The sequence below is a fragment of the Amycolatopsis sp. CA-230715 genome (genome assembly GCF_018736145.1).
Classification (GTDB): Bacteria; Actinomycetota; Actinomycetes; order Mycobacteriales; family Pseudonocardiaceae; genus Amycolatopsis.
Genome location: NZ_CP059997.1, coordinates 1,747,883 through 1,762,015, shown reverse-complemented (window position 1 = coordinate 1,762,015; position 14,133 = coordinate 1,747,883). Strand labels below are relative to the sequence as shown.

General features: G+C 71.0%; 16 protein-coding genes. 9 read left to right on the top strand and 7 right to left on the bottom strand.

The features are described 5' to 3' along the window. Positions 1-53 precede the first annotated feature (53 nt). The 3 genes from HUW46_RS08385 to HUW46_RS08375 form a co-directional block, all read right to left on the bottom strand. Positions 54-242 carry a DUF5302 domain-containing protein gene (locus HUW46_RS08385; RefSeq protein ID WP_215546750.1) on the bottom strand — a complete coding sequence of 63 codons (189 nt, stop codon included), beginning with the start codon at positions 240-242 and terminating at the stop codon, positions 54-56. Between the two features lie 80 nt (positions 243-322). Continuing rightward, positions 323-1,045 (bottom strand): tyrosine-protein phosphatase, encoded by a 723-nt coding sequence (locus tag HUW46_RS08380; RefSeq protein ID WP_215546749.1) that lies wholly within the window; start codon positions 1,043-1,045, stop codon positions 323-325. A 19-nt stretch (positions 1,046-1,064) separates the two neighbouring features. Next, on the bottom strand, positions 1,065-1,457 hold the full coding sequence (locus HUW46_RS08375) for a hypothetical protein (RefSeq protein ID WP_215546748.1): 393 nt from the start codon (positions 1,455-1,457) through the stop codon (positions 1,065-1,067). A 161-nt stretch (positions 1,458-1,618) separates the two neighbouring features. Between HUW46_RS08375 and HUW46_RS08370 the strand changes: the two genes are divergently transcribed. After that, on the top strand, positions 1,619-2,359 hold the full coding sequence (locus HUW46_RS08370; protein WP_215546747.1) for a TetR/AcrR family transcriptional regulator: 741 nt from the start codon (positions 1,619-1,621) through the stop codon (positions 2,357-2,359). Positions 2,360-2,611: 252 nt separating this feature from the next. On the opposite strand, the gene HUW46_RS08365 is transcribed toward HUW46_RS08370, so the two are convergent. After that, positions 2,612-4,432 (bottom strand): VanW family protein, encoded by a 1,821-nt coding sequence (locus HUW46_RS08365; RefSeq protein ID WP_215546746.1) that lies wholly within the window; start codon positions 4,430-4,432, stop codon positions 2,612-2,614. A gap of 51 nt (positions 4,433-4,483) precedes the next feature. Next, positions 4,484-6,202 (bottom strand): L-arabinonate dehydratase, encoded by a 1,719-nt coding sequence (gene araD / locus HUW46_RS08360; RefSeq protein ID WP_215546745.1) that lies wholly within the window; start codon positions 6,200-6,202, stop codon positions 4,484-4,486. A 107-nt stretch (positions 6,203-6,309) separates the two neighbouring features. Between araD and HUW46_RS08355 the strand changes: the two genes are divergently transcribed. Together HUW46_RS08355 and HUW46_RS08350 are read left to right on the top strand one after the other, a co-directional pair. Next, positions 6,310-6,975 (top strand): GntR family transcriptional regulator, encoded by a 666-nt coding sequence (locus HUW46_RS08355; protein ID WP_215546744.1) that lies wholly within the window; start codon positions 6,310-6,312, stop codon positions 6,973-6,975. 1 nt (position 6,976) lies between these two features. Beyond that, complete coding sequence (locus HUW46_RS08350; protein ID WP_215546743.1) at positions 6,977-7,486, top strand: metallophosphoesterase family protein; 510 nt, start codon at positions 6,977-6,979, stop codon at positions 7,484-7,486. Between the two features lie 29 nt (positions 7,487-7,515). Here HUW46_RS08350 and HUW46_RS08345 read toward each other — a convergent pair whose 3' ends face one another. Together HUW46_RS08345 and HUW46_RS08340 are read right to left on the bottom strand one after the other, a co-directional pair. Next, a complete protein-coding gene (locus HUW46_RS08345; RefSeq protein WP_215546742.1) occupies positions 7,516-8,376 on the bottom strand; it encodes a chitosanase in 861 nt (286 codons plus the stop codon). Positions 8,377-8,481: 105 nt separating this feature from the next. Next, positions 8,482-9,069: a TetR/AcrR family transcriptional regulator gene (locus tag HUW46_RS08340; protein WP_215546741.1), complete on the bottom strand. Its 588-nt coding sequence runs from the start codon at positions 9,067-9,069 to the stop codon at positions 8,482-8,484. A gap of 171 nt (positions 9,070-9,240) precedes the next feature. Between HUW46_RS08340 and HUW46_RS08335 the strand changes: the two genes are divergently transcribed. The 6 genes from HUW46_RS08335 (at position 9,241) to HUW46_RS08310 (ending at position 14,111) form a co-directional block, all read left to right on the top strand. Then, entirely contained in the window at positions 9,241-10,044 is an 804-nt protein-coding gene (locus HUW46_RS08335; RefSeq protein WP_215546740.1) for an SDR family NAD(P)-dependent oxidoreductase, read from the top strand. 88 nt (positions 10,045-10,132) lie between these two features. After that, entirely contained in the window at positions 10,133-10,567 is a 435-nt protein-coding gene (locus tag HUW46_RS08330) for a hypothetical protein (RefSeq protein ID WP_215546739.1), read from the top strand. A 30-nt stretch (positions 10,568-10,597) separates the two neighbouring features. Beyond that, on the top strand, positions 10,598-11,089 hold the full coding sequence (locus tag HUW46_RS08325) for a GNAT family N-acetyltransferase (RefSeq protein WP_254125945.1): 492 nt from the start codon (positions 10,598-10,600) through the stop codon (positions 11,087-11,089). A gap of 114 nt (positions 11,090-11,203) precedes the next feature. Continuing rightward, positions 11,204-12,046 (top strand): fumarylacetoacetate hydrolase family protein, encoded by an 843-nt coding sequence (locus HUW46_RS08320; protein WP_215546738.1) that lies wholly within the window; start codon positions 11,204-11,206, stop codon positions 12,044-12,046. Next, the gene (locus tag HUW46_RS08315) at positions 12,046-13,356 is read left to right on the top strand and encodes an enolase C-terminal domain-like protein (protein WP_215546737.1); all 1,311 of its coding nucleotides are present in this window, start codon (positions 12,046-12,048) and stop codon (positions 13,354-13,356) included. The genes HUW46_RS08320 and HUW46_RS08315 overlap by 1 nt, the downstream gene beginning before the upstream one ends. Next, a complete protein-coding gene (locus HUW46_RS08310) occupies positions 13,353-14,111 on the top strand; it encodes an SDR family NAD(P)-dependent oxidoreductase (RefSeq protein ID WP_215546736.1) in 759 nt (252 codons plus the stop codon). The genes HUW46_RS08315 and HUW46_RS08310 overlap by 4 nt, the downstream gene beginning before the upstream one ends. Positions 14,112-14,133: the final 22 nt, after the last annotated feature.

Sequence of the window (14,133 nt, the reverse complement as noted above, 5' to 3'; positions counted from 1 at the left end):
GACGCGAAAAGAAGGGGCGGTCCCGCGGGGCCGCCCCTTCTTCGTCGGATTCCTCAGCCGCTCTTGCGGCGGAACTCGCGCTTGCCCCCGGCGGGGCCGTGCGCGGTGTGCACCTTCGAACCGTGGTCCTCGTGCGCTTCGCGGGTCTTGTTCTTGGCCTGCTTGCGTTCGAGCGCCTCACGGAACCTGCGCTTGACGTCGTCCTGCTCGTCACCCTCCGGTGACGATGTCGAATCGGCCATGTCCGCCTCCTTATGACGACGTGTCTCGTCGCCAGCCTCCCAGGTGAGCGGGCGCTTGGCGACCTAATTTGGCCACCCGATCAGACGAACCCGAACCGCGCGCGCAGCGCCGCGATGTGCTCGACGCCGAGACCGGAGTCGACGAGGTACTTCTCGACGTCGATCCCGTCCAGTGCCGTGCCGATCAGCTCCTCGGCGGTGGTCCCGCGCCCGGCGAGGAACTCGGCGAGCATCGGGCCGGGGTCCGGCTCACCGCGCGAGGCGAACGACGGCCGGAGCCGGACCGCGCTGCGCGTGTAGTCGGCGGCGATGTCGGCGGGCGTGACCCCGAGGAAGGTCTGCAGCACCAGCATCACCAGCCCGGTGCGGTCGCGGCCCACCGCGCAGTGCACGAGGACCCCGCCCGGCGCGGCCGTCGCGATCGCGCCGAGCACGCGCCCGATCAGGTGCGGGAACCGGTCGAGGAACGGGCGGTAGTACAGCGGGGTGCCCAGTTCCGGGGCCTGCCAGCCGGACCGGAACTCGGTGGTGCCCAAATCGTCGAGCGGTAGCGAGAGCCTGGTCAGCCCGGCGGGTGCGGGTGCGGCGCTCGCTTCCCGCTCGTCTTCGTTGCGCAGGTCGATGATCGTGCGCACGCCGTGCGCGCGCAGTGCCGACCACCCCTGTGCGGTCAGGGAATCGGGTGCGGCCGAACGCACCACGGCGCCGCGGCGCAGCACGCCGCCCGAGGTCGTGCGCAGGCCACCGAGGTCTCGTGCGTTGAAGCACCCCGGCCAATCGAGGTCCCGCTCGTCGTCCGCCATGCGAGGAGGACGCGTGTGGTCACACAGTGGTTGCGCGCTGCCGGATCGGCTCGGGGGCGCGCGGTGCCGGGATCCTCGGCAGGGGCCGCCCCGCGCGGAGGTGGCGCACCACGGCGCCGGCCGCGGCGGTGAGGGCGGCCGCCGCGACCAGCAGGGCGGCGGCGGTCAGCGCGCGCGGGCCGAACACCAGCTCGCCCGCGCGGCCGAGGACGAACCCCGAGTGGGCCGCCCAGGCGAACGCGGCGACGCCGAACGCCGCACGGGCCGTGGCCAGCGCGGCCACCACGACGACCACCGCGGTCAGCGGTACGAGCGCGAGCAGCGGGTAGCGGGTGGCGCCCGCGGCGATCGCCGCCACGATCACCGCGGTGGTGGCGACGAACCCGACCGGGAACCCGAAACCGCTTCGCATGCGCTCCAGTGCACGCGGGGGAGTGCCGCCGGTCCAGGCGCCCGCACGGTTTTCGTACGGGCTCCGGTGCTTTTTTGACACGGCGTTGACACCGCCCGTTGGTCAAGCGACGGTAAACCGGGTCTTGGCGCTCCGGCCGCGCGAACAACTACTGTGCCTCCATGGCTAGCACGGCGCCGGGGCCCTCCCGGCCAAGATCGCGGAGCGCGGCCGGTCTTCCCGCGGTGACACCGGACCGCGTCATCGAGGCGGCGCTGCGGCTCACCGCGGACAACGGGCTCGAGAGCTGGACGCTGCGCCAGCTCGCCGCGGCCGTGGACGCCTACCCCGCCGTGATCTACCACCACGTCGGCGATCGCGAGACCGTCGCGCGCGCCGTCGTGGACAGGGTGACCGCGATGTTCCCGCTCCCGTCCGGCGACCTGACGTGGCGGCGGTGGTGGGAGGAACTGCTCCCCGGCCTGCGCGAGGTATTGCGCCAGTACCCCGGCGTGGCGCGCAGGCTGTCGCTGTTCGGCCCGACCGCGGAGGTCGCGGGCCGCACCGTGGACACCGGGATGCGGCTGCTGCTCGACGCCGGGTTCGGCGAGGAGAGCATGATGGTCTACAGCCTGCTCATCGGCACCGCGTTCCAGCTCGTGGCGGTCGAGGACGACCGGATGGGCGACGAGCTGACGCGCCAGCGCTACGGCAGGGACTGGCAGGCCGAGCGCGGCAACACCGGGATGCCGGGGCTCGCCGCGATGGGCAAGGCGGTCCACGACATCCTGGAGTCCGGTCGCGACTACCTCTCGGAGATGTACGACTTCACCGTCGAACGCTGCCTCGACGGCGTCGAAGCCCGGCTCGGCGCGCTCACCAGCGGCCCGAGCCCTCTCCGGACCGACGTGACAGAGGTCTGACAGCCCGCGCGAGTAGGTTCTCGCCGTCGGCACTCCCCCTCAGCCGGCATACGCCCCCGGCGCTCTCCTCCCCTACTGCGAGCGCCGGGGGCACCTTCGCGTTCGGGGGAAGCCGTTCGGGAAAAACGCTGACACCCGGCGACATCGGATTGTCATGACCAGGTGATGTCCTGTTCTTGTCCACCGTGGACGGTGCACACCCGGCGGGCGGGAACGGCGGGTCTGGGGTGGCCGCCGTTCCCGCCCGCCGGCTCACCCGCAGGTGATCTTGGGCTGGGGGTTGTAGTGCACCGTCCGCGTGTCGCGGCGGACCTCCCTGCCGGTGGCGGCGTCCCGCAGCACCCTGGTGTCCGAGGTGGTGAACCCCGGCGCGCCGTTGCTCGCGTGGCAGTTCTCGGCGGGGCCCGGCTTCGTCGGCGGGTCGGCGGGGTTCGACCGGGACCCCGGCACCGATTCCACCGTGTAGCGCTTGGTGCCCCACAGTTTCACCGTGATCGACGACGGCGACCAGACCGTCTGGATCGCGACCCCGGTGTCCGAGTCGTTGGTGAACTTCAGGTCGATCACGCTCGCGCCGCCGGGGCTCTGGAACACCGTCGCCTCGCGGGCCGCCGGGTACCGGCTGATGTAGTAGCTGTGCTCCTTGTGCCCGGCGTCCTTCATGCCCGCGAAGTACGAGGCGTTGTACAGCGTCGTCGCGAACTGGGAAATGCCGCCGCCGACCTCGCGCGCGGGCGCGCCGTTTTCGATCACGCCCGCCTCGACGTAGCCCTGCGGCGCGCCCCGCGGCCCGGTGAACCCGTTGAGGCTGAACGTTTCGCCCGGTTTGACGATCGCGCCGTTGACCTTCTCCGCGACCACGCGGATGTTGGTGCCGGAGTCCGCGGCGAACCCGCCGGTGGTGAACTCGCCGATGACCTCCTTGACGCCGAGCTGGTTCGCCTGGTCCGTGGTCACCTTCGCGGGCTTCGTCTCGTAGACGGCCTTGACCTCGCGCGCGTCGGCCCGTTTGAGCACCTCGAGCATCGGCGCGAGCGTCGGGTCCCAGTTGATCGCCTTGCCGTCCTCCGAGGGCTCCACGCCGGGCTTGCCGCCGGTGAACACGATCTCGGCGTCCTTGCCCTCCTTCTCGGTGGACTTCAGCTGCGGGCCCGCCGAGGCCACGATCTTCGCCGGGTCGAGTTTCGGCGCCAGCGCGCCACCTTCGGCGGGCTCGAAGGTGAGCGCGGAAGCGATGACCTCCTGGCCGACGGTCGCGTCCTTGCCCTCGCCCTTGACGAGCACCGGGCCCGCCATCGCGGGCTTCGCGATCCCGTCGAGCGCGGCGCGCACCGCCTCGGGCGAAGTGCGCACCGGGGTCAGCGCCACCGGGAGTTCGAGCGGTTTGCCGGACGCCCACTCGGCGAGCACCTTGGTCGTCGCCGCGGTGACGTCGAGCTTCTGGCCCTGCTTGGGGTCGACCGCGACGGGGGTGGTCCCGTCGAACTTGACGGTGCCCTCCACCGGCGCGCGGTCCACGTCCTCGCGCACCTTGTCCATCGCGGTGCCCAGCCTCGCCTGGTCGCCGGTGGTGACGACGCCGACCTCGCGGGTCGAGAAGAACGAGGCGATCCGCGTGAACGGGTTGAGCGGCTGGCTGCCCGCCTGGTCGAGGGTCGCGGCCCAGTCGAGCTTGAGCCCGGCCTGGTTCGGGTTCAGCGTCGTCTCGGCGTCACCGGCGCGCACGTGCACGGCCTGGGTCAGCCGCGGTTCGATCTGGGTGCGCAGCCTGGTCTCGGCGAACGACCGGTCCAGACCGCCGACGTCGACGCCCGCGACCGTGACCCCGCGCGGCACGCTGTCCTTGGTGGCGAGCAGATCGATCCCGTACAGCACCACGAGCACGCCGAACGCGGCGCCGCCGATGATCGCCGCCCGCTTCTTCCCCCGCCGCGGCGGGCGGGGTTCGGACAGGTCGGGCAGCGCCAGATCCGTGGTCGCTTCCTCCGGCGGGGTGTGCTGGTGCGGCCGGACGACCGGGAACACGTCGGTCTGTTCGGCGTGCGATTCCGGCCAGGCGGGCTCCTGCGGCAAGATTCGACCCTCCGCGTTTTCCGACATTCAGCTCAAAGGTTACGGGCGCCTTCATCGCGGGTCGGGTTCGGGGTTCGTGCCGGCGCGGGCGAGGAAGTCGAAATCGCACCCTTCGTCGGCCTGGGTGATGTGTTCGCTGTACAGCGCGCCGTACCCGCGCTCGTACTTCGGCGGCGGTTCGCGCCACGACGCGCGCCGCGCCGCCAGTTCCTCGTCGGTGACTTCGAGGCGCAGCACGCGGCCCGGTACGTCGAGCGTCACCAGGTCGCCGTCGCGGACCAGTGCGAGCGGCCCGCCGACGTGGGATTCGGGGGCGACGTGGAGCACGCACGCGCCGTAGGACGTGCCGCTCATCCTCGCGTCGGAGATCCGGACGAGGTCGCGGACCCCGCGCGCCAGCAGGTGTTCCGGCAGCGGGAGCATGCCGTACTCGGGCATGCCTGGCCCGCCGATCGGCCCCGATCCGCGCAGCACGAGCACGGTGTCCTCGGTGATGCCGAGCGCGGGATCGTCGATGCGGCGCCGGAGATCGCCGTAGTCCTCGAACACCACCGCGGGCCCGGTGTGCCGCAGCAGGCGCGGTTCCGCGGCGAGGTGCTTGATCACCGCGCCGTCCGGCGCGAGGTTCCCGCGCAGCACCGCGATCCCGCCCTCGGCCGCGACGGGGTTGCCGCGCGGGCGGATCACGTCGTCGTCGTGCACGAGCGCGCCGTCCAGTGTCGAGCCGAAGTCCTTTCCGGACACGGTGATCCGGTCGAGGTGCAGCAGATCGGGGATCCGCGAGAGCAGCCCGCGCAGGCCGCCCGCGTAGTAGAAGTCCTCCATCAGGTGCTCGCCGCCTGGCCGGATGTTCGCGAGCACCGGGACTTTCCGTGCGGCCGCGTCGAAATCGCCGAGGCGGAGCGGGATCCCGCCGCGGCCCGCCATCGCGACGAGGTGGATGAGCGCGTTCGTCGAGCCGCCGAGCGCGAGCACGGTGGTGACCGCGTCGGCGTAGGCGGCTTCGGTGAGCACGTCAGTGATCTTCAGGTCCGCCCACACCAGTTCGACGATCCGCATCCCGCTCGCCGCGGCCATCCGGTGGTGCGCGGAGTCGACGGCGGGGATGGACGCGGCGCCGGGCAGCGCGAGCCCCATCGCCTCGACGGCGGAGGTCATCGTGGACGCGGTGCCCATCGTCATGCAGTGCCCCGGCGACCTGGCCAGGCCGCGTTCCAATTCGGACAGTTCGGCGTCCCCGATGGTCCCGGCGCGCTTTTCGTCCCAGTACTTCCACATGTCCGTGCCGCTGCCGAGTGTTTCGCCGCGCCAGTGTCCGCGCAGCATCGGCCCCGCCGGGACGAACACGGCGGGCAGGCCCGCGCTCGTCGCGCCCATCACGAGCGCGGGGGTGGTCTTGTCGCAGCCGCCCATCAGCACCGCGCCGTCGACGGGGTAGGAGCGCAGGATCTCCTCTGCCTCCATCGACAGCAGGTTGCGGTAGAGCATCGGCGTCGGCTTCTGGAAGGTCTCCGACAGGGTGGCCACCGGGAACTCCAGCGGGTACCCGCCCGCCTGCCACACCCCGCGCTTGACCTGTTCGGCCCGTTCGCGCAGGTGCAGGTGGCACGGGTTGATGTCGCTCCAGGTGTTGAGGATCGCGATGACCGGTTTCCCGAGGTGCTCCTCGGGGTTGAGGCCGAGCTGGCGGCTTCGCGCGCGGTGGCTGAAGTCGCGCAGCCCGCCACCGCCGTACCACCGGTGGCTGCGGAGGTCCTCTGGTTCGATCACAGCGCCGAGTATGACATCTCATATACGATGGAGGTAATGCTTCGCATCGTGGAGCAGGCCGGTAGATTCGTGTTCCCGCCAGCGGACCTCGTGACCAGGAGATGCCGATGCCCCCGACGTTCAGCCTGCCCGCCTCGCGCACCGAGGTGGTGCTGGAGGAGATCCGGCGCGGCATCCTCACCAAGGAGCTGCGCCCGGGGCAGCCGCTGGTGGAAGCCGAGCTGGCGCAGCGCCTCGGGGTGTCGAAGACGCCGGTCAGGGAAGCGCTGAAGGTGCTGTCCAACTCGGGCCTGGTCACCTTCAGCCCGTACAAGGGCGCGTCGGTCAGGGTGGTGGACGCCGAACTCGCCAAGGCCGTCTACGACGTCCGGCTCGTGCTCGAACCCGAAGCCGTGCGTCGTTCTGTCGAGGCCGCGGCGCAGGGCAGATCGCCGTTGCTCGACGAGGCGGCCGCCGCGCTGAAGGAGGCGTCCGCCGCGATCACCGCGCGCGACAACGCCGAGCTGAGCCTCGCCAACCGGCGCTTCCACCGCGCGCTGTACCGGGGCTGCGGCAACCCGCTGCTCATCGACATCCTGGACGACCTGAAGGACCGCGCCGCGCTGATCAGCGTCGTCGGCTGGGAGGCGAATCCGAGCTGGCGCAAGGAGTTGACCGAGCACAAGGCGATACTCGCGGCGGCGAAGAAGGGGGACGCCGACGCGGCCGCCGAGCTCGTCCGCGCGCACATCGGCGATTTCCTCGAGCGCATCCTCGGCGCGATCGGGGACTGACGTGCGGGTGCTGATCATCGCGGACACGCACCTGCCGAAGCGCGCCCGCGCGCTGCCGGACGAGGTGTGGCGCCGCGTCGACGAAGCGGACGTCGTGCTGCACGCGGGGGACTGGGTGAGCGCCGTCCTGCTCGACGAGCTCGAAACCCGTGCGGCGCGGCTGATCGGGGTGTACGGCAACAACGACGGCGCCGAGCTGAGGGCGCGCCTGCCCGAGGTGGCGCGCGCGGACCTCGGCGGCGTGCGGTTCGCCGTGGTGCACGAGACGGGTGCCGCCAAGGGACGCGAGCAGCGCTGCGCCCGCGACTTCCCCGACGCCGACGTCCTGGTGTTCGGGCACAGCCACATCCCTTGGGACAGCACGGCTTCCACCGGGCTGCGGCTGCTCAACCCCGGCTCGCCGACGGACCGGCGGCGGCAGCCGTTCTGCACCTACCAGACCGCCCGCGTCGAAAACGGCGCGCTGGTGGACGTGGAACTGCACACCCTGCCGCCGCGCACCCGCCCCTGAGCTTCGCCGGGGACGGGTGCGCGAAGCGGTCAGTTGATCTCGTACGGGTCGCCGTAGACCTTCCACTTCAGCGGGGTGTGCAGGTCGAGGTTGCCCTCGTTGAGGAAGACCAGCTGTTCGGTGTCGACGCGCGAGGTGTCGGCGTGCGCTTCCTCCTTCTTCATGACCACCTTGCGGGCTTCGAGGAACGCCTTGAGGTAGGCCTTCTCGTCACCGCCCTGCGCGGGCGGCTTCGCCTTCTGCAGCGCGGTCTTGCGGATCCCGCCGAAGCTGTCGGTGCTGTCGCCGGGGCCGTGCATCACGATGGCGTCGTAGTAGACGAACTGGCCGAGCACGCCGAGCCCGTCGGATTTTCCTTGGCTGACCGCGGGGTCGAAGTAGACGCGGTCGCGCTCGCCGTTCTGCGCCTGCTGGAATTCCGAGGTCTTCGCGGCTTCCTTCCACGCCGATTCGAACGGGGCGCCGAGGCCGTCGTGCGAGTCGGTGCCGTTCACCTTGCGCAGCGCGGGAAGGAACTTCGCGAGCGGGTTGTCCGGTGTGGACTTCGTGTAGGCCTCGACGAGGTCGAGCATGTCGCCGGTGCCGGAGCAGAACCCGACGATGCCCGCGGTGTAGCCGCGGCCGTCGCCGATGTCCTCGATGTAGGGGTACTGGGCCTTCCAGTCCAGCGAGGAGTTTTCCGCGCTGGAGACCAGTTTCATCGCGATTTCCTTCTTCTCTGGCGACGAGAGGTCACCGCCGGCGAAGAAGGAAGCCGCCGAGGCGGCGGGGGAATCGGGTGCCGCGGCGAACGCGGGTCCCGCCAGCGCGGGCACCGCCACCGTGACGGCGAGGACCGAAGCGGCCCCGATCGCGCGGCGGATCAGGCGGGGGTTCCTGGGGGTGGGCATGCAGGGTCGTCCTCTCGGAAAGGCGAACCTGGCGGCGTGACGACACGATAACCACCCGTGACGCACTTGTTCAAGAGTGCCGACGGGGTTCACGTCCGTGGCGGATCAACGACCCGCGAACAACCTGATCACATCGGTGAGGACGACGGCGGAAACGCCGGGGTCGACGGCTCGCTGCACGCCGAGCCCGATGCCGAGGCTCAGCAGCGCGGTCGCGGTGTCCTCCGCGGACATCGGCAGCGTCAGCCCGAGGTGGCCCGCGTGCGCGGTGAGGATCCCGGCGATGGTGTCCCTGATCGCCTTGCTGCGCAGCGCGAGCTGGTGGCGGACCTCCGGGTCGTGGCGCGCGTTGGTGGCGAACTCGACTTCGAGCGCGGTCCACGCCTCGTCGCCGATGCTGCGCTCGGACCACGCCTGGAACGCGGCGAGCATGCTCTCCAGATCGGCCGCGCCGGTGATGGCCTCGGTCAGCATCGCGGTCTGCCGCTCGTGGATGTCGTCGAGCACGGCGAGGCACAGTTCGTTCTTGTTGCGGAAGTTCGAGTAGACCGCCCCTTTGGAGTAGCCCGCCTCCTCGGCGACCTTCTCCAGCGAGGTCGCCGCGTAGCCCGCGCGCAGGAACTGCCGCTTGGCCGTCGAGACGAGCTGTTCGCGGGTGCGGGCCTGGCTCTCCGCGCGCGTGAGTCGTGCCATGACGGCCACCTTAAGCCCTCGCGCGCAGGCCTCCCATCACGGTTGAACACTGTTACGAAGACCGCGGGTACCCCGAAACCGGTCGCGGTTGACACCCCCGTCGCGGCGCACGATAGTTGTACCCGTCGGTAACAGATACCGTCGGTATCCAAGAGTACGGGAGGCGCGTCGATGAAGGAGTTCGGTGGCAAGGTCGCCGTCATCACCGGGGCGGGGTCGGGGATCGGCAGGGCGCTCGCGCTGAACCTCGCCGCGCGCGGCAGCGAGCTCGCACTGTCCGATGTGGACGAAGTGCGGGTGGCCGAAACCGCGGCCCAGTGCGAAAAGATCGGCGCCACCGCGCGGCCCTACCAGCTCGACGTTTCCGACCGCGCCGCCGTCGCCGCGCACGCCGAGCAGGTGCGCGCGGACTTCGGCCGGGTGAACCTCGTGGTCAACAACGCGGGCGTGGCGCTGGTCGGCACCGTCGAGGACTCGACGTGGGAGCAGCTCGACTGGATCGTCGGCATCAACTTCTGGGGCGTGGTGCACGGGACGAAGGCGTTCCTGCCGCACCTGAAGGAGTCCGGCGACGGGTACCTGGTGAACATCTCCAGCGTGTTCGGGCTGATCGGCGTGCCGACGCAGAGCGCGTACAACGCCACGAAGTTCGCGGTGCGCGGCTTCACCGAGGCGCTGCGCCAGGAACTGCTCTCCGACAAGCGGGTCGGCGTCAGCTGCGTGCACCCCGGCGGCATCAAGACCAACATCGTGCGCGACGCCAGGGTCACCGACGGCAAGGACCGGGCGTCGATGTTCGACAAGATCGCCAGGACCACGCCAGAGCAGGCGGCGCGCACGATCCTGCGCGGCGTGCAGCGGAAGAGCCCGAAGATCCTGATCGGCCCGGACGCCTACGCCATCGACCTGCTGCCGAAGGTACTGGGCGCGCGCTACCAGCGCCTGGTTGGCGTCGTCTCGAAGCGCTTCCTCTGATTCCGCCCCCTGGGCATTGGCTCCCTCGCTTGAATGTGACATCTTGCTCTTAGGTGTATCGTTGGAGCGACTCTGGGGGAGGATTCGGATGACCACGCGCACCGATGGGGACGGCAGCTGCGCTCGTTGCGGGAGGATGCTCGGGGTTGTTCGCCCCGGCAGGGCGGGACGTCCCGCGAAGTACTGCTCCTCGGTGTGCCGCCAGGCCGCGCACCGGCAGCGCCACCGCTGTGCCGCCGCGCGGTCCGAGGAGGACGTGCGCGACTTCCGGCTGGCGCTGTCCGAACTCGCGGAGCGGCTGCGCGGCAGGGCGAAGGTCGAGCGGGGCCCGCACGGGTTCACCCCGACCGCGACCGAGCTCGTCGACCTCGCGTCCCAGGTCCAGGCCGTCGCCATCGCCTGCGACCGCGCGACCGGGCTGTCCTGGGCGGCCATCGCCTCGCGCACCGGGCTGTCCCGCGACCGGGTACGCCGCGAATGCCGCACGGGGGCGGAGGTCGCCGCCCGGCTGGCCCGCGGCTAAATCGCTTTACGCACCGGTGAAACTGGTCGCGTGAGGACCGCTTGGGGGATCGTGCGGCAGCCGGTCGGCTCCGCCGAATCGGTGGCGCTGCTGCGCCGCTACTACGACGAGGTGGCGAGCCGGTACTGGAACCGCGTGCTCAGCGAGGAAGAAGTCGACGAGGTGGTGGCCGAGTTCCCCGACGACGACATCACCGAGCCCGCCGGGCTGTTCTTCGTCGGCAGGCTCGACGGCCGTCCGGCGGGCTGTGCGGGGCTGCGCTTCGTCGACGGCGAGACCGCGGAACTGACGCGGGTGTACGTCGACCCGTCCGCGCGCGGCACCGGTGGCGCGCCGCTGCTGGTCGCCGCGGTCGAGGAGGCCGCCCGGCTGCGCGGGATCAAGGTGGTCCGCCTCGACACCCGCGACGATCTGGTGGAAGCTCGTGCGCTGTACGCCAAGCTGGGCTACGCCGAGGTCGAGGCGTTCAACAGTGAGCCGTACGCCGAGCACTGGTTCGCCAAGGAGCTCGTGACCGGCTGATCCATCGGATCAATCTGCGGTAATTTTGCGGCAAACGCATTGCCACCCTGGATTCTGGTGCGGTGATGCGCTATACATCGGATGTCTGCTCGTCTTGCGCTGAGAGGAACATCCGTGCAGCTGCTGCGCCTCGGTGACCAGGGAAGCGAACGCCCTTACGTTCGCGACGATGACGGCGCGGTGCACGACCTGAGCCCGCTCACCGCCGAGATCGACAGCGCGTTCCTGGCCTCGGACTGGGTTTCGCGGGTCGCGGACAGCTCCCTGCCCGTGGTGGACGTGGCGGGCCTCCGCGTCGGCGCGCCGATCGCGCAGCCGGGCAAGGTCGTCTGCATCGGGCTGAACTACCGCGGCCACGCCGAGGAGACCGGTGCCGCGATCCCGGCCGAACCGGTCGTGTTCATGAAAGCACCTGACGCCGTCGTCGGCCCCGGCGACACCGTGCTCGTGCCGCGCGGGTCGACGGCGACCGACTGGGAGGTCGAACTCGGCGTCGTCATCGGCCGCACCGCGCGCTACCTGGACCGCGTCGAGGACGCGCTCGCGCACGTCGCCGGGTACGTGCTCTCGCACGACGTGTCCGAACGCGACTTCCAGCTCCACCGCGGCGGCCAGTGGGACAAGGGAAAGTCGTGCGAGACGTTCAACCCGCTCGGCCCGCACCTGCTGCCCGCGGCCGAAGTGCCCGACCCGCAGGCGCTCGGCCTGCGGCTGTGGGTGAACGGCGAAAAGAAGCAGGACTCCACGACCGCCGACATGATCTTTCCGGTCGCCGAGATCGTGCACTACCTGAGCCAGTTCATGGTGCTGCGGCCCGGCGACCTGATCAACACCGGCACCCCGGCCGGGGTCGCGCTCGGCCAGCCGGAACCGAAGCCGTACCTCGCCGAGGGCGACGTCGTGGAGCTGGAGATCGACGGTCTCGGCAGGCAGCGCCAGCGCATCGGGCAGGCGTGATGGCGCGCATCACCGGCATGGAGGTGCTCGACGTCCGGTTCCCGACGTCGAGGGAGCTCGACGGATCCGACGCGATGAACCCGGATCCGGACTACTCGGCGGCCTACGTCGTCCTGCACACCGACGGCGGGCCGGACGGCTACGGCCTCACGTTCACCATCGGGCGCGGCAACGACGTGCAGGCCGCGGCGATCGAGGCACTCGGCGCGCACGTGATCGGGCGCGAGGTGCCCGAGGACGCGGCCGCGCTCGCGGACCTTTCCGCGCGGCTCATCGGCGATTCGCAGCTGCGCTGGCTCGGCCCCGAAAAGGGCGTGGCGCACATGGCCGTCGGCGCCGTGGTGAACGCGGTGTGGGACCTCGCTGCCCGCCGCGCGGACCGTCCACTGTGGAGGTTCCTGGCGGAGATGCGGCCGGAGGAGATCGCCGGGCTCGTCGACTACCGCTACCTGTCCGACGCGCTCACCGAACAGGACGCGCTCGACATCCTCCGTGCCGCCGAGCCGGGGCGCGAGGCGCGCACCGCCGAGCTGCTCGGCCGCGGGTACCGCGCCTACACCACGTCGCCCGGCTGGCTCGGCTATTCCGACGAAAAGCTGGTGCGGCTGGCGAAGCAGGCGCTCGCCGACGGGTTCGACATGATCAAGCTCAAGGTCGGCGGCAGGCTCGAAGACGACGTGCGGCGGCTGCGGATCGCGCGCGAAACCGTCGGCCCCGGCGTCCGGATCGCGGTCGACGCGAACCAGCGCTGGGACGTCGACGCGGCGGTGGCGTGGATGACCGAGCTGGCGCCGTACGACCCGTACTGGATCGAGGAGCCCACCTCGCCGGACGACGTGCTCGGGCACGCGGCCATCGCGAAGGCGCTGGCGCCGATCAGGGTGGCCACTGGCGAGCACGTGCAGAACCGCGTGGTGTTCAAGCAGCTTCTCCAAGCGGGCGGGCTTTCCGTGCTGCAGCTCGACGCGTGCCGGGTCGGCGGTGTCAACGAGAACGTGGCGATCCTGTTGCTGGCGGCCAAGTTCGGCGTGCCGGTGTGCCCGCACGCGGGCGGGGTCGGGCTGTGCGAACTGGTGCGCCACCTCGCCATGTTCGATTTCGTCGCGGTGTCCGGCTCGGCCGAGGGCAGGGCCATCGAATGGGTCGACCACCTGCACGAGCACTTCACCGATCCGGCCGTGGTGCGCGACGGGCACTACCTCGCGCCGACGGCACCGGGATTTTCCGCCAGGATGCACGACGCGACGCTCCGCCGCTTCCGGTTCCCGGACGGTCCGGAGTGGACAGAGGGAACGGGAGAGCGCGAGTGACCGACTTCGAGGGCCTCAAGGCCGTGGTGACCGGCGGCGCGTCTGGGATCGGGCTCGCCGCCGCCCGGCAGCTGTCCGCGCGCGGCGCCGCGGTGGCCGTGCTCGACCTGCGCGCGGACGGGCTGCCCGCCGGGCTGACCGGGTTCCGCTGCGACGTCTCCGACGACGGCGAGGTGCGGGCCGCGATCGACGCCGCGGCCACCGCGCTCGGCGGGATCGACGTGCTGGTCAACAACGCGGGCATCGGCGCGCAGGGCGACGTGGCGGCCAACGACGACGCCGAGTGGCACCGCGTGCTCGACGTCAACGTGGTCGGCATGGCGCGGGTGAGCAGGGCCGCGCTGCCGCACCTGCGCGGGTCCTCGTCGGCCGCGATCGTCAACACCTGCTCGATCGCCGCGTGGGCCGGGCTGCCCAACCGGGCGCTGTACTCCGCCAGCAAGGGCGCGGTGCTCGCGCTCACGCTCGCGATGGCCACCGACCACCTGCCCGACGAGATCAGGGTCAACTGCGTCTGCCCCGGTACCGCGGACACCCCGTGGGTGGGCAGGCTGCTCGACTCGGCCGCCGATCCGGCTGCCGAGCGGGCGGCGCTCGAAGCGCGCCAGCCGATGGGCAGGCTCGTCAGCGCGGACGAGGTGGCCAACGCGATCACCTACCTCGCCAGCCCGCTTTCGGGTTCGACGACCGGAACCAACTTGGCCGTGGACGGCGGAATGTACGGCCTGCGCCCGCGCGGTCCGGTGCAGCACTAGAAAACGCTTGGCATCAAGGAGG